General features: G+C 60.3%; 27 protein-coding genes. 21 read left to right on the top strand and 6 right to left on the bottom strand.

The genetic code is table 11. The annotated features are described in order from the left end of the window. Positions 1-101: 101 nt before the first annotated feature. Positions 102-653, bottom strand: coding sequence for an NUDIX hydrolase (locus AC1RMX_RS19020; protein ID WP_493072721.1), 552 nt, complete (start codon positions 651-653; stop codon positions 102-104). 147 nt (positions 654-800) lie between these two features. On the opposite strand from AC1RMX_RS19020, the gene AC1RMX_RS19025 reads away from it, so the two are divergent. The 5 genes from AC1RMX_RS19025 (at position 801) to purT (ending at position 3,998) form a co-directional block, all read left to right on the top strand. Beyond that, positions 801-1,400, top strand: a complete 600-nt coding sequence (locus AC1RMX_RS19025; RefSeq protein ID WP_085608172.1) for a CoA pyrophosphatase — start codon at positions 801-803, stop codon at positions 1,398-1,400. Positions 1,401-1,447: 47 nt separating this feature from the next. Next, on the top strand, positions 1,448-1,972 hold the full coding sequence (locus AC1RMX_RS19030) for a gamma carbonic anhydrase family protein (RefSeq protein WP_011332606.1): 525 nt from the start codon (positions 1,448-1,450) through the stop codon (positions 1,970-1,972). After that, positions 1,969-2,184 carry a DUF1289 domain-containing protein gene (locus AC1RMX_RS19035; protein ID WP_096819234.1) on the top strand — a complete coding sequence of 72 codons (216 nt, stop codon included), beginning with the start codon at positions 1,969-1,971 and terminating at the stop codon, positions 2,182-2,184. Before AC1RMX_RS19030 ends, AC1RMX_RS19035 begins: the two co-directional genes overlap by 4 nt. 64 nt (positions 2,185-2,248) lie before the next feature. Further along, a complete protein-coding gene (locus tag AC1RMX_RS19040; protein WP_493072722.1) occupies positions 2,249-2,716 on the top strand; it encodes a preQ0 transporter in 468 nt (155 codons plus the stop codon). Between the two features lie 100 nt (positions 2,717-2,816). After that, positions 2,817-3,998, top strand: a complete 1,182-nt coding sequence (gene purT, locus AC1RMX_RS19045) for a formate-dependent phosphoribosylglycinamide formyltransferase (protein WP_102619525.1) — start codon at positions 2,817-2,819, stop codon at positions 3,996-3,998. Positions 3,999-4,044: 46 nt separating this feature from the next. Here purT and AC1RMX_RS19050 read toward each other — a convergent pair whose 3' ends face one another. The 3 genes from AC1RMX_RS19050 to AC1RMX_RS19060 all read right to left on the bottom strand — a co-directional run bounded on the left by AC1RMX_RS19050 (position 4,045) and on the right by AC1RMX_RS19060 (position 7,663). Next, positions 4,045-5,361: an MFS transporter gene (locus AC1RMX_RS19050; protein WP_096819238.1), complete on the bottom strand. Its 1,317-nt coding sequence runs from the start codon at positions 5,359-5,361 to the stop codon at positions 4,045-4,047. A 235-nt stretch (positions 5,362-5,596) separates the two neighbouring features. Next, the gene (locus AC1RMX_RS19055; protein ID WP_096819242.1) at positions 5,597-6,838 is read right to left on the bottom strand and encodes a transporter associated domain-containing protein; all 1,242 of its coding nucleotides are present in this window, start codon (positions 6,836-6,838) and stop codon (positions 5,597-5,599) included. A gap of 12 nt (positions 6,839-6,850) precedes the next feature. Next, positions 6,851-7,663, bottom strand: a complete 813-nt coding sequence (locus tag AC1RMX_RS19060) for a cytochrome C assembly family protein (RefSeq protein ID WP_096819244.1) — start codon at positions 7,661-7,663, stop codon at positions 6,851-6,853. 210 nt (positions 7,664-7,873) lie between these two features. Here AC1RMX_RS19060 and ffh point away from each other — a divergent pair, with 210 nt between their 5' ends. The 13 genes from ffh to AC1RMX_RS19125 all read left to right on the top strand — a co-directional run bounded on the left by ffh (position 7,874) and on the right by AC1RMX_RS19125 (position 19,161). Further along, on the top strand, positions 7,874-9,250 hold the full coding sequence (gene ffh, locus AC1RMX_RS19065; protein WP_096819246.1) for a signal recognition particle protein: 1,377 nt from the start codon (positions 7,874-7,876) through the stop codon (positions 9,248-9,250). Between the two features lie 249 nt (positions 9,251-9,499). After that, positions 9,500-9,751, top strand: a complete 252-nt coding sequence (gene rpsP / locus AC1RMX_RS19070; RefSeq protein WP_003185073.1) for a 30S ribosomal protein S16 — start codon at positions 9,500-9,502, stop codon at positions 9,749-9,751. Positions 9,752-9,756: 5 nt separating this feature from the next. Continuing rightward, positions 9,757-10,293: a ribosome maturation factor RimM gene (rimM, locus tag AC1RMX_RS19075; protein ID WP_102619530.1), complete on the top strand. Its 537-nt coding sequence runs from the start codon at positions 9,757-9,759 to the stop codon at positions 10,291-10,293. Positions 10,294-10,295: 2 nt separating this feature from the next. After that, positions 10,296-11,048 (top strand): tRNA (guanosine(37)-N1)-methyltransferase TrmD, encoded by a 753-nt coding sequence (trmD, locus tag AC1RMX_RS19080; RefSeq protein ID WP_096819250.1) that lies wholly within the window; start codon positions 10,296-10,298, stop codon positions 11,046-11,048. Positions 11,049-11,093: 45 nt separating this feature from the next. Next, complete coding sequence (rplS, locus tag AC1RMX_RS19085; RefSeq protein WP_003175895.1) at positions 11,094-11,444, top strand: 50S ribosomal protein L19; 351 nt, start codon at positions 11,094-11,096, stop codon at positions 11,442-11,444. 91 nt (positions 11,445-11,535) lie between these two features. Next, complete coding sequence (locus tag AC1RMX_RS19090) at positions 11,536-11,949, top strand: acyl-CoA thioesterase (RefSeq protein WP_114881518.1); 414 nt, start codon at positions 11,536-11,538, stop codon at positions 11,947-11,949. Between the two features lie 62 nt (positions 11,950-12,011). After that, a complete protein-coding gene (gene xerD, locus AC1RMX_RS19095; protein WP_493072723.1) occupies positions 12,012-12,908 on the top strand; it encodes a site-specific tyrosine recombinase XerD in 897 nt (298 codons plus the stop codon). Between the two features lie 143 nt (positions 12,909-13,051). Then, positions 13,052-13,783: a bifunctional protein-disulfide isomerase/oxidoreductase DsbC gene (gene dsbC, locus AC1RMX_RS19100; protein WP_007954633.1), complete on the top strand. Its 732-nt coding sequence runs from the start codon at positions 13,052-13,054 to the stop codon at positions 13,781-13,783. Between the two features lie 132 nt (positions 13,784-13,915). Beyond that, complete coding sequence (locus AC1RMX_RS19105; RefSeq protein WP_018926703.1) at positions 13,916-15,220, top strand: homoserine dehydrogenase; 1,305 nt, start codon at positions 13,916-13,918, stop codon at positions 15,218-15,220. A 66-nt stretch (positions 15,221-15,286) separates the two neighbouring features. Then, a complete protein-coding gene (thrC, locus tag AC1RMX_RS19110) occupies positions 15,287-16,696 on the top strand; it encodes a threonine synthase (RefSeq protein ID WP_096819256.1) in 1,410 nt (469 codons plus the stop codon). A gap of 119 nt (positions 16,697-16,815) precedes the next feature. Continuing rightward, complete coding sequence (locus AC1RMX_RS19115) at positions 16,816-18,189, top strand: transporter substrate-binding domain-containing protein (protein WP_493072724.1); 1,374 nt, start codon at positions 16,816-16,818, stop codon at positions 18,187-18,189. Between the two features lie 118 nt (positions 18,190-18,307). Further along, positions 18,308-18,715, top strand: coding sequence for a response regulator (locus tag AC1RMX_RS19120; protein ID WP_493072725.1), 408 nt, complete (start codon positions 18,308-18,310; stop codon positions 18,713-18,715). Positions 18,716-18,879: 164 nt separating this feature from the next. After that, on the top strand, positions 18,880-19,161 hold the full coding sequence (locus tag AC1RMX_RS19125; RefSeq protein ID WP_085729753.1) for a DUF3509 domain-containing protein: 282 nt from the start codon (positions 18,880-18,882) through the stop codon (positions 19,159-19,161). Positions 19,162-19,334: 173 nt separating this feature from the next. On the opposite strand, the gene AC1RMX_RS19130 is transcribed toward AC1RMX_RS19125, so the two are convergent. Together AC1RMX_RS19130 and AC1RMX_RS19135 are read right to left on the bottom strand one after the other, a co-directional pair. Then, entirely contained in the window at positions 19,335-20,315 is a 981-nt protein-coding gene (locus AC1RMX_RS19130; protein ID WP_493072726.1) for a TIGR02285 family protein, read from the bottom strand. Further along, positions 20,242-21,441 carry a CaiB/BaiF CoA transferase family protein gene (locus AC1RMX_RS19135; protein WP_493072727.1) on the bottom strand — a complete coding sequence of 400 codons (1,200 nt, stop codon included), beginning with the start codon at positions 21,439-21,441 and terminating at the stop codon, positions 20,242-20,244. Before AC1RMX_RS19135 ends, AC1RMX_RS19130 begins: the two co-directional genes overlap by 74 nt. A gap of 146 nt (positions 21,442-21,587) precedes the next feature. On the opposite strand from AC1RMX_RS19135, the gene AC1RMX_RS19140 reads away from it, so the two are divergent. The 3 genes from AC1RMX_RS19140 to AC1RMX_RS19150 all read left to right on the top strand — a co-directional run bounded on the left by AC1RMX_RS19140 (position 21,588) and on the right by AC1RMX_RS19150 (position 25,232). Beyond that, the gene (locus AC1RMX_RS19140; protein ID WP_096819266.1) at positions 21,588-22,130 is read left to right on the top strand and encodes a YaeQ family protein; all 543 of its coding nucleotides are present in this window, start codon (positions 21,588-21,590) and stop codon (positions 22,128-22,130) included. Positions 22,131-22,184: 54 nt separating this feature from the next. Next, entirely contained in the window at positions 22,185-23,894 is a 1,710-nt protein-coding gene (gene recJ / locus AC1RMX_RS19145; protein WP_273540214.1) for a single-stranded-DNA-specific exonuclease RecJ, read from the top strand. A 231-nt stretch (positions 23,895-24,125) separates the two neighbouring features. Then, positions 24,126-25,232, top strand: a complete 1,107-nt coding sequence (locus AC1RMX_RS19150) for an NADH:flavin oxidoreductase/NADH oxidase (RefSeq protein ID WP_096819269.1) — start codon at positions 24,126-24,128, stop codon at positions 25,230-25,232. Positions 25,233-25,312: the final 80 nt, after the last annotated feature.

Genomic DNA, 25,312 nt, shown 5'->3' on the forward strand with positions numbered 1-25,312 from the left:
AAACGATTCCCCAGAAGGTGATGCAGATAATTTATTTATAGATCTTATGCAGGCGCTGTCGCGGGCTGCGCACGCGGGTTATCGGCCGGCTGGCGCTGAAATCAAGTGATGGCCGGTTGAGCGAGCGGCGGGATCGATTCCGAGCGCACCGGGTAAGTCTCGGTGCGGCGGTCAGCGAAGAAGCATTCTAAGGTACGGCCCACTGTGCGGAAAGCCAGCTCGTCCCATGGAATCTGCGCTTCGTCGAACAGTTGCACTTCGAGGCTCTCGGGGCCGGCGGAAAAGTCCAGGTCCGCCAGCTCTGCGCGAAAGAACACATGCACCTGACTGATGTGCGGCACGTCGATCAGGGTGTAGATGCTCAGGTTACGCACCCGGGCGCAGGCTTCCTCGGCGGTTTCGCGGATGGCGGCCTGCTCGATGGTCTCGCCGTTCTCCATGAAGCCGGCGGGCAGCGTCCAGTAACCGAGGCGCGGCTCGATGGCACGGCGGCAGAGCAGGACTTTGCTGCCCCAGGTCGCCACGCATCCGGCCACGATATTGGGGTTCTGGTAGTGAATGGTCTGACAGCTGTCGCAGACAAATCGCAGCCGCGAGTCGCCTTCGGGAATGCGCTGGGTCACCGGGTTGCCGCACTGGCTGCAAAATTTCATGCTGGGGTTCCTGAATGCTGCGCCTATCTTGGCGTGCAGCGGTGTCAGTCGGCAAGTTGTCGTTTCGCGACATGACCCTTGTTCGGGGCTTGGGCGGTCGCATTGATTGGTGCATGATGCAGGGCAAGGCACAGATCGAGAACACTTATGCTGGACGAGCTACTGCACCGGGTAAGCAATCACACGCCGCGCACGCTGGAGACCGATACGCGTTTCCCCGAGGCCGCCGTCCTGGTGCCGATTACTCGCAGTGACGAACCCGAGCTTGTCCTGACCTTGCGCGCCAGCGGGCTCTCGACCCACGGTGGCGAAGTCGCTTTTCCCGGCGGTCGACGGGATCCGGAGGATCCGGACCTGATCTTTACCGCGCTGCGTGAAGCCGAAGAAGAAATCGGCCTGCCGCCCGGCCTGGTCGAAGTGATCGGCCCGCTCAGCCCATTGATCTCCCTGCATGGCATCAAGGTCACACCGTATGTCGGGGTGATTCCCGATTTCGTCGAATACCAGGCCAATGATGCCGAGATCGCTGCGGTGTTCAGTGTGCCGCTGGAATTCTTCCGCAAGGATCCGCGCGAACACACCCATCGCATCGACTATCAGGGTCGCAGTTGGTACGTGCCGAGCTATCGTTATGGCGAATACAAGATCTGGGGGCTGACGGCGATCATGATCGTCGAGTTGATCAACCTGCTCTATGACGCCAAAATCAGCCTGCATCAGCCGCCCAAAAGCTTTATCAACACCTGAAGCCATCGTTCGAATGGCCAGCCATCGTGAGCCCTGAGGAAAACAAGATGAAATACCGCCTGGGCGACGCCCGTGTCGAGACCCATCCGCAGAGCTGGGTCGCCCCCAATGCCGTGCTGGTGGGCAAGGTCAGACTGGAAGAGGGCGCCAACGTCTGGTTCAACGCCGTGTTGCGCGGCGACAACGAACTGATCCTGATCGGCAAGAACAGCAACGTGCAGGACGGCACCGTGATGCACACCGACATGGGCTACCCGCTGACCATCGGCACCGGCGTGACCATCGGCCACAACGCCATGCTCCACGGCTGCACGGTCGGCGACTACAGCCTGATCGGCATCAACGCGGTCATTCTCAACGGCGCGAAAATCGGTAAAAACTGCATCATCGGCGCCAATTCGCTGATTGGCGAAGGCAAGGAAATTCCCGACGGTTCGCTGGTGATGGGCTCGCCGGGCAAAGTGGTGCGTGAGTTGACCGAACAACAGAAGAAGATGCTCGAAGCCAGCGCCGCCCACTATGTACATAACTCGCAGCGCTATGCGCGCGATCTGGTCGAGCAGGAAGAATGAATACGGTTGAGCGGCCGGTGGCCTCGCCCTGCGTGAATATTTGCGCGTTGGATGACGATGACATTTGCACCGGTTGCCAGCGAACGGTCGAGGAAATCACCCGCTGGAGCCGGATGACCAACGACGAGCGGCGGGCGGTGCTGGGGTTGTGTCATGAGCGGGCGAAGTCTAGTGGGCTGGTCTGGATGATCGGCAAAACGCCTGGGCAATAGCCGATTTGATTGGCGTCCTCGAAGGGCTGAAGTAACCTGTGCGCCAAATTGACAGGTCACGCCCATGATTTTCCTCATCGCTTACATCAGCAGTGTCGTGCTGATCAATTTCGCCTTCTCCACCGCGCCGCACCTGGACATCATCTGGTCGGCCTGGGGCGGGCTGGTGTTCGTGTTGCGCGACATGGTGCAGATCCGGTTCGGCCACGGTGCGATTGCGGCGATGCTGGCGGCGCTGGTGCTGTCCTATGTCACCTCCGATCCATCGATTGCGCTGGCCAGCGCCACGGCGTTCGCGGTGTCCGAGTGCATCGACTGGCTGGTGTTCACCGTCACCAAGCGGCCGTTGCGTGACCGCCTGTGGATCAGTTCGGCGCTGAGCATTCCCCTCGATACCTTCATCTTTTTCGGCATGATCGACCTGCTGACGCCACCGGTGATCATCACTGCTCTGGCCTCGAAGTTCGTCGGTGTCACCGCCGTCTGGCTGATCATGGCTTGGCGCGAGCGTAAACAGGCTGTCGCCGGCTGAAGCCAAACCCTCAGGTTCATGTAAAATGCCGCGCTTTCTCCCCATGGAAAGCGCGTCTGGCGTTGCTTTCCTCGATGATCCGCTTCTTTGAGGACCTGAGATGACCCGTATCGGAACTCCATTGTCGCCGACCGCGACCCGCGTATTGCTGTGTGGCTGTGGTGAGTTGGGCAAGGAAGTGGTGATCGAGCTGCAACGCCTGGGCGTTGAAGTGATCGCCGTTGACCGTTACGCCAATGCGCCGGCCATGCAGGTTGCTCATCGCAGCCACGTGATCAACATGCTCGATGGCGCAGCCCTGCGTGCGGTGATCGAAGCCGAGAAGCCGCACTTCATCGTGCCGGAAATCGAAGCCATCGCCACCGCTACCCTGGTCGAGCTGGAAGCTGAAGGTTTCACCGTGATCCCGACTGCTCGCGCCGCTCAACTGACCATGAACCGCGAAGGCATCCGTCGTCTGGCCGCCGAAGAGCTGGATCTGCCGACTTCGCCGTACCACTTCGCCGATACCTTCGAGGACTACAGCAAAGCCGTTGAAGACCTGGGTTTCCCGTGCGTCGTCAAACCGGTGATGAGTTCGTCGGGCAAGGGCCAGAGCCTGCTGCGCAGCGTCGATGACGTGCAGAAAGCCTGGGATTACGCGCAAGAGGGCGGTCGCGCTGGCAAAGGTCGGGTGATCATCGAAGGTTTCATCGATTTCGACTACGAAATCACCCTGCTGACCGTTCGTCATATCGGTGGCACCACGTTCTGTGCGCCGGTCGGCCACCGTCAGGAGAAAGGCGACTACCAGGAATCCTGGCAGCCACAGGCCATGAGCCCGATTGCACTGGCTGAATCCGAGCGCGTTGCCAAAGCGGTAACTGAAGCCTTGGGTGGTCGTGGCCTGTTTGGCGTCGAATTGTTCATCAAGGGCGATCAGGTGTGGTTCAGTGAAGTGTCGCCGCGCCCGCACGACACCGGTCTGGTGACCCTGATTTCCCAGGACCTGTCGCAGTTCGCCCTGCACGCCCGGGCGATCCTCGGCCTGCCTGTACCGCTGATCCGTCAGTTCGGCCCATCGGCTTCGGCGGTGATTCTGGTGGAAGGTCAGTCGACCCAGACCGCATTCGCCAACCTCGGCGCTGCACTGAGCGAGCCGGATACCGCGCTGCGTCTGTTCGGCAAGCCTGAGGTCAATGGCCAGCGTCGCATGGGCGTGGCCCTGGCGCGTGACGAGTCGATCGAGGCCGCTCGTGCCAAGGCGACCCGTGCTTCTCAGGCAGTCGTTGTAGAGCTGTAATCTCGCTATCTGATCGCTCCCGCCTGTGCGGGAGCGATCATTGCGCTTACGACACCTGATTCAGGTCGTTATGGCGCGTCTCCTTCAGGCACAGCACAGCGATCAAGCTGAGCACCGCGGCCGCAGACACATACCCGCCGACATAACTCAAACCACCCATCGCCACCAGTTTCTGCGCGAAGAACGGTGCCGCCGAGGCCCCGACAATCCCGCCGAGGTTGTAGGCCGCCGATGCGCCGGTATAGCGGACGTGCGTCGGAAACAGTTCCGGCAGCAGCGCGCCCATCGGGGCGAACGTCACACCCATCAGGAACAGCTCGATGCACAGGAACAGCGCCACGCCCCAGGTCGAGCCCTGAGTCAGCAACGGCTCCATCAGAAACCCGGAAAGAACTGCCAGCACCCCACCGACGATCAGCACCGGTTTGCGCCCGTAACGATCGCTTGCCCAGGCAGACAACGGCGTGGCGGCCGCCATGAACAGCACTGCGAAGCACAGCAGCCCGAGGAATGTCTCGCGGCTGTAGCCCAGCGTCGACACGCCGTAGCTCAGGGAAAACACCGTCGAGATGTAGAACAGCGCGTAGCACACCACCATGGCGGCAGCGCCCAGCAACGTCGGTGCCCAGTATTGGCTGAACAGCTCGACCAGCGGCACTTTCACCCGCTCCTGACGGGCAATGGCGTTGGCGAACACTGGCGTTTCGTGAAGTTTGAGGCGCACATACAGCCCGACCATCACCAGCACCGCGCTGAGCAGGAACGGAATCCGCCAGCCCCAACTGCGGAACTGTTCGTCATTGAGCGTCATGGCCAGGGTCAGGAACAGGCCGTTGGCCGCCAGAAAACCGATCGAAGGGCCCAACTGCGGGAACATGCCGAACCACGCGCGTTTGCCTTTCGGTGCGTTTTCGGTCGCCAGCAGCGCCGCCCCGCCCCATTCACCACCCAATCCCAGGCCCTGGCCGAAGCGCAGCACACACAACAGGATCGGCGCCCACGCCCCGATGCTGTCGTAACCCGGCAGCACGCCGATCAGCGTGGTGCAGACACCCATCAGCAGCAGGGAAGCCACCAGTGTTGATTTGCGTCCGATACGGTCGCCGAAGTGGCCGAACAGTGCCGAACCCAGCGGGCGGGCGAGGAAAGCGATACCGAAAGTGAGGAATGCCGAGAGCATCTGCGCAGTGCCGGATGTCTGCGGAAAGAATACCGGCCCGATCACCAGTGCAGCAGCAGTGGCGTAGACGTAAAAATCGTAGAACTCGATGGCCGTGCCGATGAAACTCGCGGTAGCCACGCGGGTGGCGGAGTTGGTCGGTTGGGCAGGCGCGGTGTCGCTGTAAGCGGTACTGGTCGTCATGCGGTGATCCCTGACAGTCATGAGCTCCGTTGGAGCGAATTATTATGGTCGAACACCCAGGGATGTGGGATGAGGCACGAGCGCTGTTTCGAGTAGGAACAGTCGTCGGTGTGATGCGGAAAGCGGCGATGAACCGGCCGGAACCAGTCGGGTGCGGGGTAAGCACGCGGTTCGGCGGGGCTTGGGTAAGCGCCCCGATTATAGGAAGGTGGCTAACGATTGAACAAGGGGCGAGCTAGCGGACGGGTGTGAGTGCCGGTGCCGAGCTGGTGTGCCAGATGAGCACTTTGCTTACGCGGTTCTCCTCGGTTTCGAGGATCTCCAGGCGATAGCGCCCGATCTTCAGGCAGACCGCGCTTTCCGGGATGGTTTCCAGAGCTTCTGTCACCAGACCGTTGAGAGTCCGGGGGCCGTCGCTGGGCAGGTGCCAGCCCAGGCATTTGTTCAGCTCGCGGATCGAGGCGGCGCCGTCGATCACCATGCGACCATCGGCCTGCGGATGAATATGCGGGTTGTCGAGGCTGTGCTCGCTTTCGAATTCGCCAACGATTTCTTCGAGAATGTCTTCCAGGGTGACGATCCCCAACACTTCGCCGTACTCGTCCACCACCATGCCCAGGCGCCGCTGCTGCTTGTGGAAGTTCAGCAACTGCAGTTGCAGAGGCGTGCTTTCTGGGACGAAATACGGCTCGTAGCTGGCGGCGAGGAGCGCTTCGCGGGTCAGGGCGTGATTGTCCAGCAAGTGGCGGATCTGCCGGGTGTTGAGGACGGCCTCGACCTGGTTGATGTCGCTGTGGAAAACCGGCAGGCGCGTGCGCTTGTTGTGGCGCAATTGCTCGATGATCTCTTCGATCGGGTCATCAAGATTGATGCCGTCGACGTCACTGCGAGGCACCAGGATGTCGTTGACCGTGATGTTGTCCAGCGCATGGATGCCGGAAACCGGGTGCGGGCGAGACGAGTGCTCCGGGTCGTCATGGCGATCAGCGGGGACGTCGTCTTCGCTCTGCTGCACGACCTGAGGCTTGCGCACCAGCGGACGCAACAGCAAACCACTGATGCTGCTCAGCAGCCATGCGAGCGGATAGATCACTTTCAGCGGAACAGCCAGCAACGAATTGCCGAATGACAGCACGGCGTCCGGATAACGTTGGGCGAGGGTGCGCGGGAAATAGTCGGCAAATACCAGCAATACGGCGCTGGCGCCCAGGCAGGCTGCCCAGGGACCGTTCTCTTCACAGAGGAAAATCGCCAGTAGCGTGGCAAGCACCACGGCGAGAGCGCGGCACAGGGTGTTGCACAGGATCAGGCTGTCGAGCGGGAAGCTGAGTTTTGCCAGTGGTTTGTCACTGGCGCGCGACGCGGTGCGTTGCGCCAGCAGATGCTGTTGCGCCACTTCGATGGCGGTAAACAATCCCGACCAGAGAATCAGCAGGACAAATACCGCGAGCATCGGCCCTATGGGCAAACCGTCCATTTATGCCGCCCGTCAGATGTGCAGGATGTATTCACGGACCAGTTTGCTGCCGAAATACGCCAACATCAGCAGGCAGAAACCGGCGAGGGTCCAGCGGATCGCTTTGTGGCCGCGCCAGCCCAGGCGGTTGCGGCCCCACAACAGCACGCTGAACACGACCCAGGCCAGGCAGGCCAGCAGGGTCTTGTGCACCAGGTGCTGGGCAAACAGGTTTTCGACGAACAGCCAGCCGGAAATCAGCGACAGCGACAGCAGCGTCCAGCCGGCCCAGAGGAAGCCGAACAGCAGGCTTTCCATGGTTTGCAGCGGCGGGAAGTTCTTGATCAGCCCGGACGGGTGCTTGTTCTTGAGCTGGTGATCCTGCACCAGCAGCAGCAACGCCTGGAACACGGCGATGGTGAACATGCCGTAGGCGAGGATCGACAGCAGGATATGCGCGAGGATGCCCGGCTCTTCGTCGATGATCTGCACGGTGCCGGTGGGTGCGAACTGCGCCAGCAACACGGTGATCGCACCCAGCGGGAACAGCAGGACCAGCAGGTTTTCCACCGGGATCCGCGAACAGGCCAGCAGGGTCAGGGCAATGACTGCCGCGGCAATCAGGCTCGAAGCGCTGAAGAAGTCCAGGCCCAGACCGATCGGCGTCAGCAGGTGAGTCAGCAGGCTGGCACTGTGGGCCAGCACGGCGAGCACGCCGAGCGTGACCAGCAGGCGCTTGTTGGCCTTGGCGCCAGTGGCCAGGCGGGTGCCCTGATAGAGGGTCGCAGCGGCATATAGAAGGGCGGCGGCGAGGGTGGTCAGCAAACTCGGTGACAAGGGGAGCATAAATCCTGTTAGGCAAGCCCGAAAGGCGCTGAGTTTGGCATAGAACCGCCATGGCACGAAAGACTCAGCAAGCTGACAGCGAGGTGTCCGCCAGACGCAGTCTTCGCTATAATCCGCGACCTGCCCACGCCGCAGGCTCGCCGAGCACATGTTGATTCCGGTCTGGGCCGCCATTATCCCGGTCTACACAGGGCCTGAAAGGATCGCGCAATGTTTGAAAACTTAACCGACCGTCTCTCGCAGACGCTGCGCCATGTCACTGGCAAGGCGAAGCTGACCGAAGACAACATCAAAGACACCCTGCGCGAAGTGCGCATGGCGTTGCTCGAAGCCGACGTCGCCCTGCCGGTGGTCAAGGACTTCGTCAATTCGGTCAAGGAGCGCGCTGTCGGCACCGAGGTGTCGCGCAGCCTGACGCCGGGCCAGGCGTTCGTGAAGATCGTCCAGGCCGAGCTCGAAAGCCTGATGGGCGCGGCCAACGAAGATTTGAACCTGAGTGCCGTGCCGCCAGCCGTCGTATTGATGGCCGGTCTGCAGGGTGCCGGTAAAACCACTACCGCCGGCAAGCTGGCGCGCTTCCTTAAAGAGCGCAAGAAGAAGTCGGTCATGGTCGTGTCGGCGGACGTCTATCGTCCTGCGGCGATCAAACAGCTGGAAACCCTGGCCAACGACATCGGCGTGACGTTCTTCCCGTCCGACCTGAGCCAGAAGCCGGTCGACATCGCCAACGCGGCTATTAAAGAAGCAAAACTGAAATTCATCGACGTGGTCATCGTCGATACCGCCGGTCGTCTGCACATCGACGAAGAGATGATGGGCGAGATCAAGGCGCTGCACGCCGCGATCAACCCGGTCGAAACCCTGTTCGTGGTCGACGCCATGACCGGTCAGGACGCCGCCAACACGGCCAAGGCCTTCGGCGACGCTCTGCCGCTGACCGGTGTGATCCTGACCAAGGTCGACGGTGATGCCCGTGGCGGTGCCGCGCTGTCCGTTCGTGCCATCACCGGCAAACCGATCAAGTTCATCGGTATGGGCGAGAAGACCGAAGCCCTCGAGCCGTTCCACCCGGAGCGTATCGCTTCGCGGATCCTCGGCATGGGCGACGTGCTCAGCCTGATCGAACAGGCTGAAGCGACCCTCGACAAGGACAAGGCCGACAAACTGGCCAAGAAGCTGAAGAAGGGCAAGGGCTTCGACCTCGAAGACTTCCGCGATCAGCTGCAACAGATGAAGAACATGGGCGGTCTCGGCGGCCTCATGGACAAACTGCCGAGCATCGGTGGTGTGAACCTGTCGCAGATGGGCAATGCCCAGAACGCCGCAGAGAAGCAATTCAAACAGATGGAAGCCATCATCAATTCCATGACCCCGGCCGAGCGCCGCGACCCTGAGCTGATCAGCGGTTCGCGCAAGCGCCGGATCGCCATGGGTTCCGGCACTCAGGTGCAGGACATCGGTCGCTTGATCAAGCAGCACAAGCAGATGCAGAAGATGATGAAGAAATTCTCCGCCAAGGGCGGAATGGCGAAAATGATGCGCGGCATGGGCGGAATGTTGCCCGGCGGCGGCATGCCAAAGATGTAAAGACTTCGCCGGTCGTCGCACCGGCGCAGACCCTGCAAGGACGCAGGATCAACAGCAAACCCGCACTCGGCGGGAGCTGACCGGCCGTTTTAAAAGACGGCCCTATATGCAAATCTGCACGGCCTGCCATAGGCGCCGGAAAAAGTCATTTGCAAAAGTCCGGATATTCCTTAGAATATGCGGCCTTTCGGGCACCCATGCCCGCTGTGCATTTAGATTTGCAGCACCGACTACAGGAACGATGTTCACATGCTAACAATCCGTCTTGCCCTTGGCGGCTCCAAAAAGCGCCCGTTTTACCACCTGACCGTAACCGACTCCCGCAACCCGCGTGACGGTTCCCACAAAGAACAGGTTGGTTTCTTCAACCCTGTTGCCCGTGGTCAGGAAATCCGTCTGTCCGTGAACCAAGAGCGCGTTGCCTACTGGCTGAGCGTTGGTGCACAGCCTTCTGAGCGTGTTGCTCAGTTGCTGAAGGAATCGGCTAAGGCTGCGGCCTGAGCAATATGAACGCGACGCCTGCTATTGCCGATGATTTGATCGTTATTGGCAAAATTTACTCTGTTCACGGCGTTCGCGGCGAAGTGAAGGTTTATTCCTTTACTGATCCGACTGAAAACCTGTTGCAGTACAAAACCTGGACGCTCAAGCGCGAAGGCAATGTCAAACAGGTCGAGCTGGTCAGTGGACGCGGGAGCGACAAGTTCCTGGTCGCAAAGCTCAAGGGTCTTGATGATCGTGAAGAAGCTCGTCTTCTGGCCGGTTATGAGATCTGCGTGCCGCGCAACCTGTTCGCTGAATTGACCGAAGGCGAGTACTACTGGTACCAGCTGGAAGGTCTGAAGGTCATCGACACGCTTGGGCAATTGCTCGGGAAAATCGATCATCTTCTGGAAACCGGCGCCAATGATGTAATGGTAGTCAAGCCTTGCGCTGGCAGCCTGGATGATCGCGAACGCCTGTTGCCCTATACGGAGCAATGCGTGTTGGCCGTCGACCTCGCAGCGGGCGAGATGAAGGTGGATTGGGACGCGGACTTCTAAGCGTGGCTAACTTGCGCGTAGAAGTGATCAGTTTGTTTCCCGAGATGTTTTCCGCCATTGGCGACTACGGCATCACCAGTCGTGCGGTCAAACAGGGGCTCTTGCAGCTGACCTGTTGGAATCCGCGGGATTACACGACGGATCGGCATCACACTGTGGACGATCGCCCGTTTGGCGGTGGTCCGGGCATGGTGATGAAGATCAAGCCCCTGGAAGATGCTCTGGTTCAGGCCAAGGCAGCAGCCGGGGAGGCGGCGAAGGTGATTTACCTGTCCCCCCAAGGCCGTCAACTGACTCAGTCGGCGGTACGCGAACTGGCGAAATCGGATGCACTGATCCTGATTGCCGGTCGCTATGAAGGCATTGACGAGCGTTTTATTGAAGCTCATGTCGATGAAGAGTGGTCGATTGGCGACTATGTACTGTCTGGCGGCGAGCTGCCGGCCATGGTCCTGATCGATGCGGTTACACGACTGCTGCCTGGAGCTTTAGGGCATGCGGACTCCGCCGAGGAAGATTCCTTTACGGATGGTCTGCTGGATTGCCCGCACTACACCCGACCTGAGGTGTATGCGGATCAGCGTGTACCCGACGTGTTGCTGAGTGGCAACCACGCGCACATCCGGCGTTGGCGTTTACAGCAGTCCCTTGGTCGGACCTATGAACGACGCGCCGATCTTCTGGAAAGCCGCTCGCTTTCTGGAGAAGAGAAGAAGCTGCTCGAGGAATACATCCGCGAGCGGGACGATAGTTAACAACGTATCGATGGTAAATCCGACGATTTACCTTAGGAGCACAGCATGACCAACAAAATCATCCTTGCACTCGAAGCAGAGCAGATGACCAAAGAAATCCCTACCTTTGCCCCGGGCGACACCATTGTCGTTCAGGTGAAAGTGAAGGAAGGCGATCGTTCCCGTCTGCAAGCGTTCGAAGGCGTTGTAATCGCCAAGCGTAACCGCGGCGTGAACAGTGCGTTCACCGTTCGTAAAATCTCCAACGGTGTTGGCGTAGAACGTACTTTCCAGACCTACTCCCCGCAGATCGACAGCATGGCTGTTAAACGTCGCGGTGACGTACGTAAAGCCAAGCTGTACTACCTGCGCGACCTGTCGGGTAAAGCAGCTCGCATCAAGGAAAAACTGGCTTAAGTCCAGCTTCCGATGCAGAAAAAAGCAGCCTACGGGCTGCTTTTTTGTTGTCCGCAATTTATCCACAGCACTATTGCTTCAGGCCGTATCCATGACATCTCGTGAGCAAGAAATCGAACGCCGCACCGAACTCTCGGTGACCCGCGTGACCAAGGCGGTTTTCCCGCCGACCACCAACCATCACAACACCCTGTTCGGCGGCACGGCGCTGGCCTGGATGGACGAAGTGTCCTTCATCACCGCTACGCGTTTCTGTCGCTTGCCACTGGTGACCGTGTCGACCGACCGTATCGATTTCAACCACGCGATCCCGGCAGGTTCCATCGTCGAACTGGTCGGGCGGGTGATCAAGGTCGGCAACACCAGCCTCAAGGTCGAGGTGGAAGTGTTCGTTGAAAGCATGAGCTGCGACGGGCGCGAAAAAGCGATTCACGGGCAGTTCAGCTTCGTCGCGATTGACGACGACAAGCGTCCGGTACCGGTTCTGCCTGGTTTTGCCGCCTGAAGGTTCCGTGTACGGGCGGGCTATGAAAGACTGTCCGCCATCTCTGCCTTGCCTGAGCTTTTATGCCCGCCATCGACCACCCGCTGATTGACCAGTTTCTCGACGCCCTATGGTTGGAAAAAGGTCTTTCCGACAACACCCGCGACGCCTATCGCAGTGATCTCGCACTGTTCAACGGCTGGTTGCAGGAGAAAAATCTCGATCTGATCAACGCCGGTCGTGAATTGATCCTCGATCACCTGGCCTGGCGCCTGGAACAGAACTACAAACCCCGTTCTACCGCGCGATTCCTCTCGGGTGTACGTGGCTTTTATCGCTACCTGTTGCGGGAAAAACTGATCTCGGTCGATCCGACCTTGCGCGTCGACATGCCGCAACTCGGTCGGCCGTTGCCCAAATCCCTGTCAGAAGCCGACGTTGAAGCGTTGCTGAGGGCGCCAGACTTGAGCGAAGCCATCGGCCAGCGTGACCGCGCCATGCTTGAAGTCCTTTACGCCTGCGGCTTGCGGGTAACCGAGCTGATCAGTCTGACCCTGGAGCAGGTCAACCTGCGTCAGGGCGTATTGAGGGTAATGGGCAAGGGCAGTAAAGAGCGCCTTGTACCGATGGGCGAGGAAGCGATTGTCTGGGTCGAGCGTTACCTGCGCGATGGTCGCGGCGAGTTGCTGGGCGGACGCCCCAGCGATGTGCTGTTTCCCAGCCAGCGCGGCGAGCAGATGACTCGCCAGACCTTCTGGCACCGTATCAAGCATCAGGCCAAGGTCGCCGGTATCGGCAAATCGCTGTCGCCCCACACGCTGCGTCACGCTTTCGCCACGCACTTGCTCAACCATGGCGCCGACTTGCGGGTGGTGCAGATGTTGTTGGGCCACAGCGACCTGTCGACCACGCAGATCTACACTCACGTCGCCCGGGCGCGGTTGCAGGATCTGCATGCCAAGCATCACCCTCGAGGCTGAGCGCAGTTTGTCTTGCGACAGGCGCATTCGGTCACGCGAACCTTATGTGGTAGGCTTTGCCGGTTTGCACGATGGACGGTTATGACCCGGTGTTCCGGCACGGGCGTTCTGAACGTTCCATTTGTCCGCCTTCAGGAGTTCTCATGCGTCTGACCCAGATTTTCGCCGCCGCAGCCATTGCGTTGGTCAGCACCTTTGCCGTCGCCGATGATGCGGCCGACAAAGCCATCCGCCAGAGCCTGGAAAACCTCCAGCTCGACGTGCCGGTGGACACCATCACCGCCAGCCCGCTGCCGGGCCTGTACGAAGTCAAGCTCAAGGGCAGCCGCGTGCTCTACGCCAGCGCCGACGGCCAGTACATCGTTCAGGGCTACATGTTCCAGCTCAAGGACGGCAAACCGGTCAACCTGACCGAGAAGACCGAGCGCCTGGGCATTTCCAAACTGATCAATGCGATCCCGGTGGCCGAGACCGTGGTTTACCCGGCCGTGGGCGAAACCAAGTCGCACATCACCGTTTTCACCGACACCACTTGCCCGTACTGCCACAAGCTGCACGCCGAAGTGCCGGAGCTGAACAAGCGCGGCATCGAAGTGCGTTACGTGGCGTTCCCGCGCCAGGGCCTGGGTTCGCCGGGTGACGAGCAACTGCAAGCCGTGTGGTGCTCGAAAGACAAGAAAGCGGCCATGGACAAGATGGTCGATGGCAAGGAAATCAAGGCTGCCAAGTGCGAGAACCCGGTTTCCAAGCAGTTCGCCCTCGGTCAGTCGATCGGCGTGAACGGCACACCGGCCATCGTATTGGCTGACGGACAAGTCATTCCGGGCTACCAGCCTGCGCCACAAGTCGCCAAACTGGCGCTGGGCGCGAAGTAATTCGCATCGTCACGCTCAGGCGCTGACGAGCGTGGTCCGGCGGCAACATGGCCGGGCCATCAATAGAGAGCCGCGATTGCGCGGTTGTTTTCACGGCCGGCCTCGCGTCGGCCGTTTTATGGGGAGTTCACAGTGAAACCGGTCAAAGTAGGCATCTGTGGGTTAGGGACCGTCGGTGGCGGTACCTTCAACGTACTTCAGCGCAACGCCGAGGAAATTGCTCGTCGTGCCGGGCGTGGAATCGAAGTGGCACAAATTGCCATGCGCACGCCAAAGCCTCAGTTCCAGACGACCGGTATTGCGATTACCAACGATGTCTTCGAAGTGGCCACGAACCCTGAGATCGACATCGTCATAGAGCTGATGGGCGGCTACACCGTTGCCCGCGAGCTGGTACTCAAGGCCATCGAGAATGGCAAGCATGTGGTCACCGCGAACAAGGCTCTGATTGCCGTTCACGGTAATGAAATTTTCGCCAAGGCACGCGAGAAAGGCGTGATCGTGGCATTTGAAGCGGCGGTAGCCGGTGGCATTCCGGTGATCAAGGCGATCCGTGAAGGCCTGTCCGCCAACCGCATCAACTGGGTCGCCGGGATCATCAACGGCACCGGCAACTTCATCCTCACCGAAATGCGCGAGAAGGGTCGCACCTTCGAAGACGTGCTGGCCGAGGCGCAAGCGCTGGGCTACGCCGAAGCCGATCCGACGTTCGACGTCGAAGGCATCGACGCGGCGCACAAGCTGACGATCCTGGCTTCGATCGCGTTCGGTATTCCGTTGCAGTTCGACAAGGCTTACACCGAAGGCATCACCAAGCTGACCACCGCCGACGTGAACTACGCCGAAGCGCTGGGCTACCGCATCAAGCACCTGGGCGTGGCACGCAGCACCGCCGCGGGTATCGAGTTGCGCGTACACCCGACGCTGATCCCGGCCGATCGCCTGATCGCCAACGTCAACGGCGTGATGAACGCGGTGATGGTCAACGGTGACGCTGCCGGTTCGACCCTGTTCTACGGCGCTGGCGCCGGCATGGAGCCGACCGCTTCGTCGGTGATCGCGGATCTGGTGGACGTGGTTCGCGCCATGACCTCCGACCCGGAAAACCGCGTGCCGCACCTGGCCTTCCAGCCGGACTCGCTGTCGGCCCACCCGATCCTGCCGATCGAAGCCTGCGAAAGCGCCTACTACCTGCGCATTCAGGCCAAGGACCATCCGGGCGTACTCGCTCAGGTGGCGAGCATCCTGTCGGAGCGCGGCATCAACATCGAGTCGATCATGCAGAAGGAAGTCGAGGAACACGACGGCCTGGTGCCGATGATCCTGCTGACCCACCGCGTGCTGGAACAGCACATCAACGATGCGATCGCCGCCCTCGAAGCCCTGGCGGGCGTGGTCGGTCCGGTTGTGCGGATCCGCGTCGAGCACTTGAACTAAGTTGATCTCCTTCACAGGGCCCGCCTGCGGGCCCTGTGTTGCGAACACTGTCCATTGGAGTCAGTCATGCGTTACATCAGTACCCGCGGCCAGGCACCGGCCCTTAATTTCGAAGACGTCCTGCTGGCCGGTCTCGCCACCGACGGCGGTCTGTACGTCCCGGAAAACCTGCCACGTTTCACCCAGGAAGAAATCGCTTCCTGGGCCGGCCTGCCGTATCACGAGCTGGCCTTCCGGGTGATGCGCCCGTTCGTCACCGGCAGCATTCCGGACGCCGATTTCAAAAAGATCCTCGAAGAAACCTACGGTGTGTTCTCGCACAACGCCGTGGCGCCGCTGCGTCAGTTGAACGGCAACGAATGGGTGCTGGAGCTGTTCCACGGCCCGACCCTGGCGTTCAAGGACTTCGCCCTGCAACTGCTCGGTCGTTTGCTCGACTACGTGCTGGAAAAGCGCGGCGAGCGCGTGGTGATCGTCGGCGCCACCTCCGGTGACACCGGTTCGGCCGCCATCGAAGGCTGCAAGCATTGCGAAAACGTCGACATCTTCATCCTGCACCCGCACAACCGTGTGTCCGAAGTGCAGCGTCGGCAGATGACCACCATCCTCGGTGAGAACATCCACAACATCGCCATCGAAGGCAACTTCGACGACTGCCAGGAAATGGTCAAGGCCAGCTTCGCTGACCAGAGCTTCCTCAAGGGCACGCGTCTGGTGGCGGTGAATTCGATCAACTGGGCGCGGATCATGGCCCAGATCGTTTACTACTTCCACGCAGCGCTGCAATTGGGCGGCCCGGCACGTTCGGTGTCGTTCTCGGTGCCGACCGGCAACTTCGGCGACATCTTCGCCGGTTACCTGGCGCGCAACATGGGTCTGCCGATCAACCAGTTGATCGTCGCCACCAACCGCAACGACATCCTGCACCGCTTCATGAGCGGCAACCAGTACGTCAAGGAAACCCTGCACGCCACCCTGTCGCCGTCGATGGACATCATGGTCTCGTCGAACTTCGAACGCCTGCTGTTCGACCTGCACGGTCGCAACGGTGCGGCGATTGCCGGTCTGATGGATTCGTTCAAGCAGGGCGGCGGTTTCAGCGTTGAACAGGAACGCTGGACCGAGGCGCGCAAACTGTTCGACTCGCTGGCCGTGGATGATGCGCAAACCTGCGAAACCATCGCCGAAGTCTTCGAACAGACCGGTGAGGTGCTCGATCCGCACACGGCCATCGGTGTGAAAGCCGCACGCGAATGCCGTCGCAGCCTGGATATCCCGATGGTGATCCTGGGCACGGCGCATCCGGTCAAATTCCCGGATGCCGTGGAAAAAGCCGGTGTAGGAAAAGCTCTCGAGCTACCTGCACATCTTTCTGATTTGTTTGAGAGAGAAGAGCGCTGCACAGTTTTGGCAAACGAGCTGAAAGCCGTGCAGGCCTTTGTCAGCCAGCATGGCAATCGCGGCAAGCCGCTTTAAGCCCTGAAAGCTGTCACATTTTGAAGCCCGTCTCCTGACGGGCTTTCTTGTTTTTGCATGCCACACTGCTCGGGTTTCGCCCACGAAGGACGGGCGAGTCGATGACGAAGGATGTGGCAATGCGGTTTTATTCAGGATTGAGGCCAGCGCTGAGCTGGTTGTTTTTGTTGGGGCTATCGGGGTTTCTGCAATTGACCGAGGCAGCTCATCTGACGATGCATTCAGAAGGGATGGAGTTGAATATCCAGCCCATCGAGCTGGACGCGCAAGAGCGACAGTGGATTCGTGAAAACCCCAGGGTGACAGTCGCCTCGGTGCAATATCCGTTGTATCTGTTTCAGGACGAACACGGTCAGTGGAGTGGCTTGAACAACGATGTGCTCAAGCACATCAGCGCCATGACCGGTTTGCAGTTCGTGCATCAGGAATCGTTCTCCACCAACCACATGCTGGAACGCCTGGAAAGCGGCGTCGCCGACATGAGTACGACACTGGCCATGAACGAGGAGCGCAGGCAGTTCCTCGATTTCAGCCATGCCTTCGGAGGAGCGGGGTGGGTGTTCGTCGGGCGGGCAGGTTTGCCGGCGGTGCAGTCGCTTGACGAGCTGGAGAAACGGGTCCTGGTGTTGCCGGCCAGGCATGCGCTGGAGGACAGTATCCGGCGCGACCACCCGTTGATCGAAATTCGTTCGGTCAAGACCTACGCCGAGGCCCGGGCGCTGGTGGAGAGTGGCGAGGCTTACGCCACGATTGAAAACGAGATCGGTGCACAGCTGTTTCCATCAGGCTTGCTCAAGGTCGGTGGTCTGGTCGAGGGCAAGTGGGAGGCGGATCATCTGGCGGTGCGCAAAGGCCTGCCTGAGTTGCTGAGCATTCTCAACAAGGCCCTCGGTGCTTTTTCGGCCGCCGAGTTGCGGGCCATGCGCCTGAAGTGGCTGGACGGTATTTCACCTGCACCTGCACCGTCGTTCGTGGCGCGGCTGATCAAGTGGGGATGCTGGGCGATGGGGGCGCTCGGGGTATTGGGCCTGCTTTCGCTGTTTTGGAATCGTCGGCTTGCTACCGAGATAAAACAGCGCCGGGAGGCCGAAAAGGGCTTGGGCGATCAACTGGCCTTTCAGCATGCACTGATCGATGCGATGCCCGATCCCGTGTTCGTGCGTGATCTGCAGGGACGCTTGATCATGTGCAACCGCAGCTATGAAGAAGCACTGGGCGTCCGTTTCGAGCAAGTGCAAGGACGGACGCTGTATGAATTCGATGCGCTTCCGCCAGCCACCTCACTGATGCTGCATGACGAGTTCATGGTGCAACTGCGCACACGCAAGACGCGCTTCAGCAAACGACAGTTGTTGTTCAGGAGTGGCTCCCGGCACATCTATCAATGGACGGTGCCTTTTTACGGTGTCGATGGAAAACTGCGCGGTTTATTGGGTGGCTGGACGGATATCACCCAGCGGCGGACCGAGAGCGGGTGTCGTTGTCCGCAGTGAAGTTGGGAAATGTCCTATAAAGCGTGGCTACTTTTCTGATGGGAGGCTTAGGACGACTGCCCTAGAGTGACAAACCACTGCGGCGAGAAACCGCGATTGTCGTTCCAGAGGTCGTCCAATGCGCTCGCTCAAAATCCTGCTTCTCGAACCCAACCCGTTCCAGTTGATGGCGTTGCACCAGATGCTCAACGCCATCGGTATCTATGACGTGTTGACCGCGCCTTCGCTGAGCGCGGCAAAACGTTCGCTGGTGCGCCGCGGGACTGTCGATATCGCCATCTGCAATCCGCAACTCAAGGGCGGCGAGGGGGTGGCACTGATCAGGCATCTGGTGACCCGGCAAGAGGCGCGGGCGCTGATTCTGTTGGGGGTGGTGGCGCCCAGCGTACAGGCCGACCTGGAACCTTTGCTCGGCGATGAAGGGATGAAGCTCCTGGGACGCCTGCACACACCGGTTTCGGCCGTGCTGATGCGCAATCTGCTCGACAGCTATCTGTCGTCGCCCCGACGTCCGGTCACAGTCTGAAGCCATTGGTTATTTTTCTGTCATCTTCACCCTGCATGCTCCGTCAGGCAGGTGACGCTCCGGGAGAGGCCGCCGACATGCAGAACTTTCTTCTCGGGCCGGTGGTCATTTACTGTGGACACGCCCCAGGCACTGTGTTTTCGGACTATTGAGTGGAGATCGAGATGGAAAGTATCAGTCTATTGCTCGGTGAGGCTCTGAGCCCGTATCAGGTGACGCTGACCCCTCGCGGTCTGCAGGGTGAATGCCTGGTGACACTGAAGAACGGCAGTGGTGCCATCATGGTGGAACGCGAATTCAATCGGGCGCAGCTGAGCGACAAGCGCCAACTGACGGATGTGGTCGATGGCTTGCATCGCGACATCCTGATCGCCGAAGGTCGGCTGGAGCCCTGTGTGATTGCAGCGTTGCGCAACGCTGCCCGCGACAAGCACCCGGGTCTCTGAAACTGATTTGTCTTTTGTGGGAACCTTCCTGCACCCGGGTCAGTCAGACCCCATAGCAGCAGGATCAAGCATTGTGCTCCGGTGCTTGTCGCTTGCTGCTACGGGTCTTTGATAAAGACCACGTTTAACCCCGAGTCGTCTCCCCACTTCTCGGGGTTTCTTTTGTCCGGGATTTACTGCGTGGCCTGCTGCTGGAAGAAGATCCGCGCCTGCTCCAGATAGTCCTGACGCCTTTCAGGGTCCAGCCAGTCGGCGTAGAGCTGGTCGAGATGTTCGTGGGGCAGGGTACGCAACAGTTGATCGATTTCACTGATCGCCTGCCGGCCCTGAGTGGTGTCGGTGCAGCCGACGTGCCCCGAAATGTACTTGCCCGACCCGCGAATGGGGAAAAACTCCAGCTCATCTTCAGCGATCTGTGCCTGACGGGCCTGATAACGGATTTCCGGCCAGTAACCCAGCACCACCTGCAATCGCCCGAGCCGTTGCATCGACAGCAGACTGCTTAACGCGTCATTCCCGTAATGCGGTGTCAGCGCGCCGCCCGGGGCCTGTCGGAGCAGGCCGTCGATGTATTCGCCATAACTGCGCTCGGCCACCACGCCGACTTTCTTGTCGCTGTTGGCCAGGAATGCGGACAGATCGACTTCACCGTCGGAAATGAACGGCGCCAGCACTTCGCGATCTTTCTGACGCACCACCAGGCCATTGCTGACCGCTCGAAATGCCGGGATGGAGAACGCGATCCATTGCGCGCGCTCCTTGTTCCAGATCAGCGAAGGATCACAGGCGAACGGGTGTTCATGGAGCATCTGGATGCCGCGGGCGCGGTTGACCCGCATCAAGGTGTGTTCGTATTGCGGCATGCCGGCAATCAGCATCGGCATCAGTTGATCGATGACGCCCTGGCCCTTTTTCGGGCCTTCGAAAATGGTCAGCGGCGGCAGGTCGCGCAGCAGCCAGATCAGCGTCGGCTTCGCCTGCGCCCAGGCCGGAAGCATCAGCAGAAAAAGCAGGCCGAACAGCCGCCACGTCCACCAGTGGTGGGCGCGGTTGGAGGCTGAGGCCGGTCGGCGCTTCAGCTCAGACGGCTCCGTCTTCGCGCAGCCGGGCGATCTGCTTCTCGTCGTAGCCAAGATCGTGGAGTACCTGCGCATTGTGTTCACCGAGCTGCGGTCCGACCCATTCGGACGTGCCGGGTGTATCAGAGAGTTTCGGCACGATGCCCGGCATCTTGAAGGGTTTGCCGTCCGGCAGTTTGGCCTGCAGGAACATTTCCCGGGCCAGGTACTGCGGATCGTTGAACATGTCTTCGGCGCTGAAGATCCGGCTGGCCGGGACTTCGGCCTGGTTCAGCAGGTCCAGCACGGTTTGCAGCGGCAGCGAATTGACCCAACGATCGATCACCCCGTACAACTCGTCACGGCGGGTGTCGCGCCCGTCATTGCTGGCCAGCGCCGGGTCATTGGCCAGATCTTCACGGCCGATGATCAGCATGAAACGCTTGAAGATCGCATCGCCGTTGGCGCCGATCTGCACATGTTTGCCGTCGGCGCTGGTGTGGATCGACGACGGCGTGATGCCCGGCATGATGTTACCGGTGCGTTCACGAATGAACCCGAACACATCGAACTCCGGCACCATGCTTTCCATCATGGCGAAGATCGCTTCGTAGAGCGCCACATCAACGACCTGGCCAAGCCCGCCGTTGACCTCGCGATGACGCAGGGCCATCAACGCGCCGATCACACCCCACAGGGCGGCAATCGAATCGCCGATGGAAATTCCGGTACGCACCGGCGGGCGGTCTTCGAAACCGGTGATGTAGCGCAGGCCGCCCATGGATTCGCCGACCGCACCGAAACCTGGCTGATCCTTCATCGGCCCTGTCTGGCCGAAGCCTGAAAGGCGCACCATCACCAGTTTCGGGTTCAGCGCGTGCAGGGTTTCCCAGCTCAGGCCGAGTTTTTCCAGGACGCCTGGGCGGAAGTTCTCGATCAGGATATCGGCTTCACCCAGCAGTTTTTTCAGGATCGCCAGACCGTCGGGGTGTTTCAGGTTCAGCGTCAGGGACTTTTTGTTGCGTGCCTGGACGAACCACCACAACGAAGTACCTTCATACAGCTTGCGCCACTTGCGCAGCGGATCACCGCCGTCCGGCGATTCGATCTTGATCACTTCAGCACCGAACTCGCCGCAAATGCGCGAGGCAAACGGCCCGGCAATCAATGTACCCAATTCGATGACTTTCAGACCGCTGAGCGGTTTGTTGGCGAACGGCATGCGAGATCCTGTAGGACAAGGCTGAACGGATACAGCGTTTTAACATAGCCGGCTGTCAGTCGCGCAAGGTTGATCGCCATCAATTCGTGGATTGCCTACGGCATCGGTTAGACTTGCCGACTTTCCTCGTATCAAGAAGCCCGTTCATGGCCCAGCCGTCCACCACCTACAAATTCGAACTGAACCTCACCGATCTCGACCGCAGCGTCTACGAGAACGTGAAGCAGACCATCGCCCGCCACCCTTCGGAAACCGAAGAACGCATGACCGTGCGCCTGCTGGCCTACGCGCTCTGGTACAACGAGCACCTGTCGTTCGGTCGTGGTCTGTCGGACGTGGACGAACCTGCGCTGTGGGAAAAGAGCCTGGATGACCGTGTCCTGCACTGGATTGAAGTCGGCCAGCCGGATGCGGATCGCCTGACCTGGTGCTCCCGTCGCACCGAGCGCACCAGCCTGCTGGCCTACGGCAGCCTGCGCGTCTGGGAAGGCAAGGTGATCCCGGCGATCAAGAACCTGAAGAACGTCAACATCGCTGCTGTCCCGCAGGAAGTGCTGGAAACCCTGGCCAAGGACATGCCCCGCGTCATCAAGTGGGACGTGATGATCAGCGAAGGCACGATCTTCGTCACCGACGACCGTGGTCAGCACGAAGTTCAGCTCAGCTGGCTGCAAGGCGAGCGCGGCTAAGTCCGCAGCGCTCCCGAAAAATCCCACGTACCCAAGAGAAGCTCCTGTCACCCCATGCGTATCGATCCTCGCCCGTTGCCCGCCACTCTGCCGTTTCTCGGTGATCTGCCACCGTTGCTGACCCGCCTGTACGCGGCGCGGGGCGTGCAGTCCGAGGCGGAGCTGGACAAAAGCCTGGCGCGGCTGATTCCGTTCCAGCAACTCAAAGGGATCGATGCGGCGGTGGATCTGCTGGTGACGGCGCTGGAGCAGCGTCAGCGGATCCTGATCGTCGGCGACTTCGACGCCGACGGCGCGACGGCCAGCACCGTGGGCGTGCTTGGCCTGCGCCTGCTGGGCGCGGCACATGTCGATTATCTGGTGCCGAACCGCTTCGAATACGGCTACGGCCTGACCCCGGAAATCGTCGAAGTCGCGATGACCCGCGAGCCGCAACTGTTGATCACCGTCGACAACGGTATTTCCAGCGTCGAAGGTGTGGCGGCCGCGAAGCGTCACGGTTTGAAGGTCTTGATCACCGACCACCACTTGCCCGGCGATGAACTGCCGCAAGCCGATGCGCTGGTCAATCCGAACCAGCCTGGTTGCGAGTTTCCGAGCAAGGCGCTGGCCGGGGTCGGGGTGATTTTCTACGTGTTGATGGCCTTGCGTGCACGCCTGCGCAGCCTCGGCTGGTACGAGAGCAAGCCACAACCGAACATCGGCGAACTGCTGGATCTGGTGGCGCTGGGCAGCGTCGCCGACGTGGTGCCGCTGGATGCCAACAACCGGATTCTGGTGCACCAGGGCCTGGAACGAATTCGCGCCGGACGTGCGCGGCCGGGGATCAAGGCGATCCTTGAAGTAGCCAAGCGTGAAGCCTCGCGCATCACGTCGACCGACCTCGGGTTCATTGTCGGCCCGCGCCTGAACGCGGCGGGGCGTCTGGATGACATGAGCCTCGGGATTGAGTGCCTGCTGACCCAGAATGCAGAACTGGCTCGGGAAATGGCCGCACAACTGGACGGTATGAACCAGGATCGCAAATCCATCGAGCAAGGCATGCAGCGTGAAGCGCTGGCACAGCTCAAGGACTTGCCGGTCGAGTCGATGCCGTTCGGCCTTTGCCTGTTCGACCCGGAATGGCACCAGGGTGTCATCGGTATCCTCGCCTCGCGGATGAAAGAGCGTTATTTCCGCCCGACCATCGCCTTCGCCGATGCCGGCGACGGCCTGCTCAAAGGCTCGGGGCGTTCGGTTCAGGGTTTCCATATTCGCGATGCGTTGAGCGTGGTGGCGGCGCAGCATCCAGACCTGATCAGCAAGTACGGCGGTCATGCGATGGCGGCTGGCCTGACCTTGCCGCAGGAGAATTTTCCGTTGTTCGCCGAGGCATTCGACGCCGAAGTGCGCAGGCAGCTTCGCGAAGAAGATCTGACCGGGCGCCTGCTGTCGGACGGCACCCTGGCTGTTGAAGAGTTTCATCTGGAACTGGCTCGTGCCCTGCGTCATGCCGGGCCTTGGGGCCAGCATTTCCCGGAGCCGCTGTTTCATGGCGTGTTTCAGTTGGTCGAGCAGCGGGTGGTCGGCGAGCGGCACCTGAAAGTGGTGCTGAAGAGCGAATGCGGTTCGGTGAAACTCGATGGCATCGCGTTTGGCATTGACCGCGATATCTGGCCGAACCCGACAATCAAATGGGTCGAGCTGGCCTACAAGCTCGATCTCAACGAGTTTCGCGGCAATGAAACCGTGCAACTGATGATTGCTCACATCGAACCGCGCTAAGGGCTTTGCGCCCCTTTCTGAAGGGGCGCAGGTGTTTTCAATTGTGCTGTTTCATTTCTGAACCCTCCCTCATCCCCGGATGTCGACTAGGCTCTAAGCACTGCTTGATTGGCCTTGTGACGTCTTGTCGAATTTTTTGCCCGCGGGGGCGGGTGCTGCACCTTTTTCCTGTCACTCGTCGACTTTTCAAACAGAACCCTGGAGCCTGCCCACTGATTTGAGAGGTGCCCCATGAGTCTGCTGCTTGAACCCTTTACCCTTCGCCAACTGACCCTGCCCAACCGCATCGCCGTATCGCCAATGTGCCAGTACTCAAGTGTCGATGGCCTGGCCAACGACTGGCATTTGGTGCATCTCGGTAGCCGTGCAGTGGGGGGCGCGGGCCTGGTATTTACCGAAGCCACGGCGATCACGGCCGACGGGCGGATCACCGCCGAAGACCTGGGCCTGTGGAAAGACGAACAGATCGCACCGCTGCAACGCATCACCCGTTTCATCAACGCGCAGGGGGCAGTGGCCGGCATTCAACTGGCCCACGCCGGACGCAAGGCCAGCACCCATAGGCCGTGGATCGGCAAGCACGGCAGCGTCAAACCGGATGACGGCGGCTGGACGCCGGTCGGGCCTTCACCGATTGCCTTTGACCCGCAACATACCCAACCCAAACAGCTTGATGAAGGGCAGATCGCCCAGGTCATCCAGGATTTCGTGGCCGCGGCCAAGCGTGCGCTGGCAGCCGGTTTCAGCGTGGTCGAGGTGCATGCGGCGCATGGTTATCTGTTGCACCAGTTTCTCTCTCCGCTGAGCAATCAGCGCCGCGACCAGTACGGCGGTTCATTCGAAAACCGCATCCGTCTGGTGTTGCAAGTAACCGAGGCGGTACGTGCCGTCTGGCCGGAAGAACTGCCGGTGTTCGTTCGTCTGTCGGCCACCGATTGGGTGGAAGATGGCTGGAACCCCGATGAAACCGTGGAGCTGGCGCGACGCCTGAAAACCCTCGGCGCGGATCTTATCGACGTATCGTCGGGTGGCACCGCAGCGAACGCGGAGATTCCGGTGGGACCGGGTTATCAGACCCGATTCGCGGAAAGGGTGCGCAAGGAATCAGGCATCGCTACCGGCACCGTGGGCATGATTACCGAGCCTGCGCAAGCCGAGCACATCCTGCGGACCTGTCAGGCCGACATCATCTTCCTCGCCCGTGAGTTGCTGCGTGATCCGTACTGGCCGTTGCATGCGGACGACGACCTGGGCGGGCGCAAAGCAGTGTGGCCGGCGCAATATCAACGTGCGACCCATCGGGATCAGCCGATTCACGAGTCTGATCTGCGGGATTGATTCCGACCGGTCGCAAAGCCTATAAAACCCGCCATTGAACCGGCGGGTTTTTTCTTGCCTGTCGCTTGGAATTGCAAAGG

Source organism: Pseudomonas sp. GW822-FHT03F04 (assembly GCF_058801405.1).

Bases quoted from the DNA above. Each gene is read 5' to 3' on its own strand.
- AC1RMX_RS19020 (WP_493072721.1), bottom strand. From the start codon at position 653: ATGAAATTTTGCAGCCAGTGCGGCAACCCGGTGACCCAGCGCATTCCC.
- AC1RMX_RS19025 (WP_085608172.1), top strand. From the start codon at position 801: ATGCTGGACGAGCTACTGCACCGGGTAAGCAATCACACGCCGCGCACG.
- AC1RMX_RS19030 (WP_011332606.1), top strand. From the start codon at position 1,448: ATGAAATACCGCCTGGGCGACGCCCGTGTCGAGACCCATCCGCAGAGC.
- AC1RMX_RS19035 (WP_096819234.1), top strand. From the start codon at position 1,969: ATGAATACGGTTGAGCGGCCGGTGGCCTCGCCCTGCGTGAATATTTGC.
- AC1RMX_RS19040 (WP_493072722.1), top strand. From the start codon at position 2,249: ATGATTTTCCTCATCGCTTACATCAGCAGTGTCGTGCTGATCAATTTC.
- purT (WP_102619525.1), top strand. From the start codon at position 2,817: ATGACCCGTATCGGAACTCCATTGTCGCCGACCGCGACCCGCGTATTG.
- AC1RMX_RS19050 (WP_096819238.1), bottom strand. From the start codon at position 5,361: ATGACGACCAGTACCGCTTACAGCGACACCGCGCCTGCCCAACCGACC.
- AC1RMX_RS19055 (WP_096819242.1), bottom strand. From the start codon at position 6,838: ATGGACGGTTTGCCCATAGGGCCGATGCTCGCGGTATTTGTCCTGCTG.
- AC1RMX_RS19060 (WP_096819244.1), bottom strand. From the start codon at position 7,663: ATGCTCCCCTTGTCACCGAGTTTGCTGACCACCCTCGCCGCCGCCCTT.
- ffh (WP_096819246.1), top strand. From the start codon at position 7,874: ATGTTTGAAAACTTAACCGACCGTCTCTCGCAGACGCTGCGCCATGTC.
- rpsP (WP_003185073.1), top strand. From the start codon at position 9,500: ATGCTAACAATCCGTCTTGCCCTTGGCGGCTCCAAAAAGCGCCCGTTT.
- rimM (WP_102619530.1), top strand. From the start codon at position 9,757: ATGAACGCGACGCCTGCTATTGCCGATGATTTGATCGTTATTGGCAAA.
- rplS (WP_003175895.1), top strand. From the start codon at position 11,094: ATGACCAACAAAATCATCCTTGCACTCGAAGCAGAGCAGATGACCAAA.
- AC1RMX_RS19090 (WP_114881518.1), top strand. From the start codon at position 11,536: ATGACATCTCGTGAGCAAGAAATCGAACGCCGCACCGAACTCTCGGTG.
- xerD (WP_493072723.1), top strand. From the start codon at position 12,012: ATGCCCGCCATCGACCACCCGCTGATTGACCAGTTTCTCGACGCCCTA.
- dsbC (WP_007954633.1), top strand. From the start codon at position 13,052: ATGCGTCTGACCCAGATTTTCGCCGCCGCAGCCATTGCGTTGGTCAGC.
- thrC (WP_096819256.1), top strand. From the start codon at position 15,287: ATGCGTTACATCAGTACCCGCGGCCAGGCACCGGCCCTTAATTTCGAA.
- AC1RMX_RS19115 (WP_493072724.1), top strand. From the start codon at position 16,816: ATGCGGTTTTATTCAGGATTGAGGCCAGCGCTGAGCTGGTTGTTTTTG.
- AC1RMX_RS19120 (WP_493072725.1), top strand. From the start codon at position 18,308: ATGCGCTCGCTCAAAATCCTGCTTCTCGAACCCAACCCGTTCCAGTTG.
- AC1RMX_RS19125 (WP_085729753.1), top strand. From the start codon at position 18,880: ATGGAAAGTATCAGTCTATTGCTCGGTGAGGCTCTGAGCCCGTATCAG.
- AC1RMX_RS19130 (WP_493072726.1), bottom strand. From the start codon at position 20,315: ATGCGCAGGTACTCCACGATCTTGGCTACGACGAGAAGCAGATCGCCC.
- AC1RMX_RS19135 (WP_493072727.1), bottom strand. From the start codon at position 21,441: ATGCCGTTCGCCAACAAACCGCTCAGCGGTCTGAAAGTCATCGAATTG.
- AC1RMX_RS19140 (WP_096819266.1), top strand. From the start codon at position 21,588: ATGGCCCAGCCGTCCACCACCTACAAATTCGAACTGAACCTCACCGAT.
- recJ (WP_273540214.1), top strand. From the start codon at position 22,185: ATGCGTATCGATCCTCGCCCGTTGCCCGCCACTCTGCCGTTTCTCGGT.
- AC1RMX_RS19150 (WP_096819269.1), top strand. From the start codon at position 24,126: ATGAGTCTGCTGCTTGAACCCTTTACCCTTCGCCAACTGACCCTGCCC.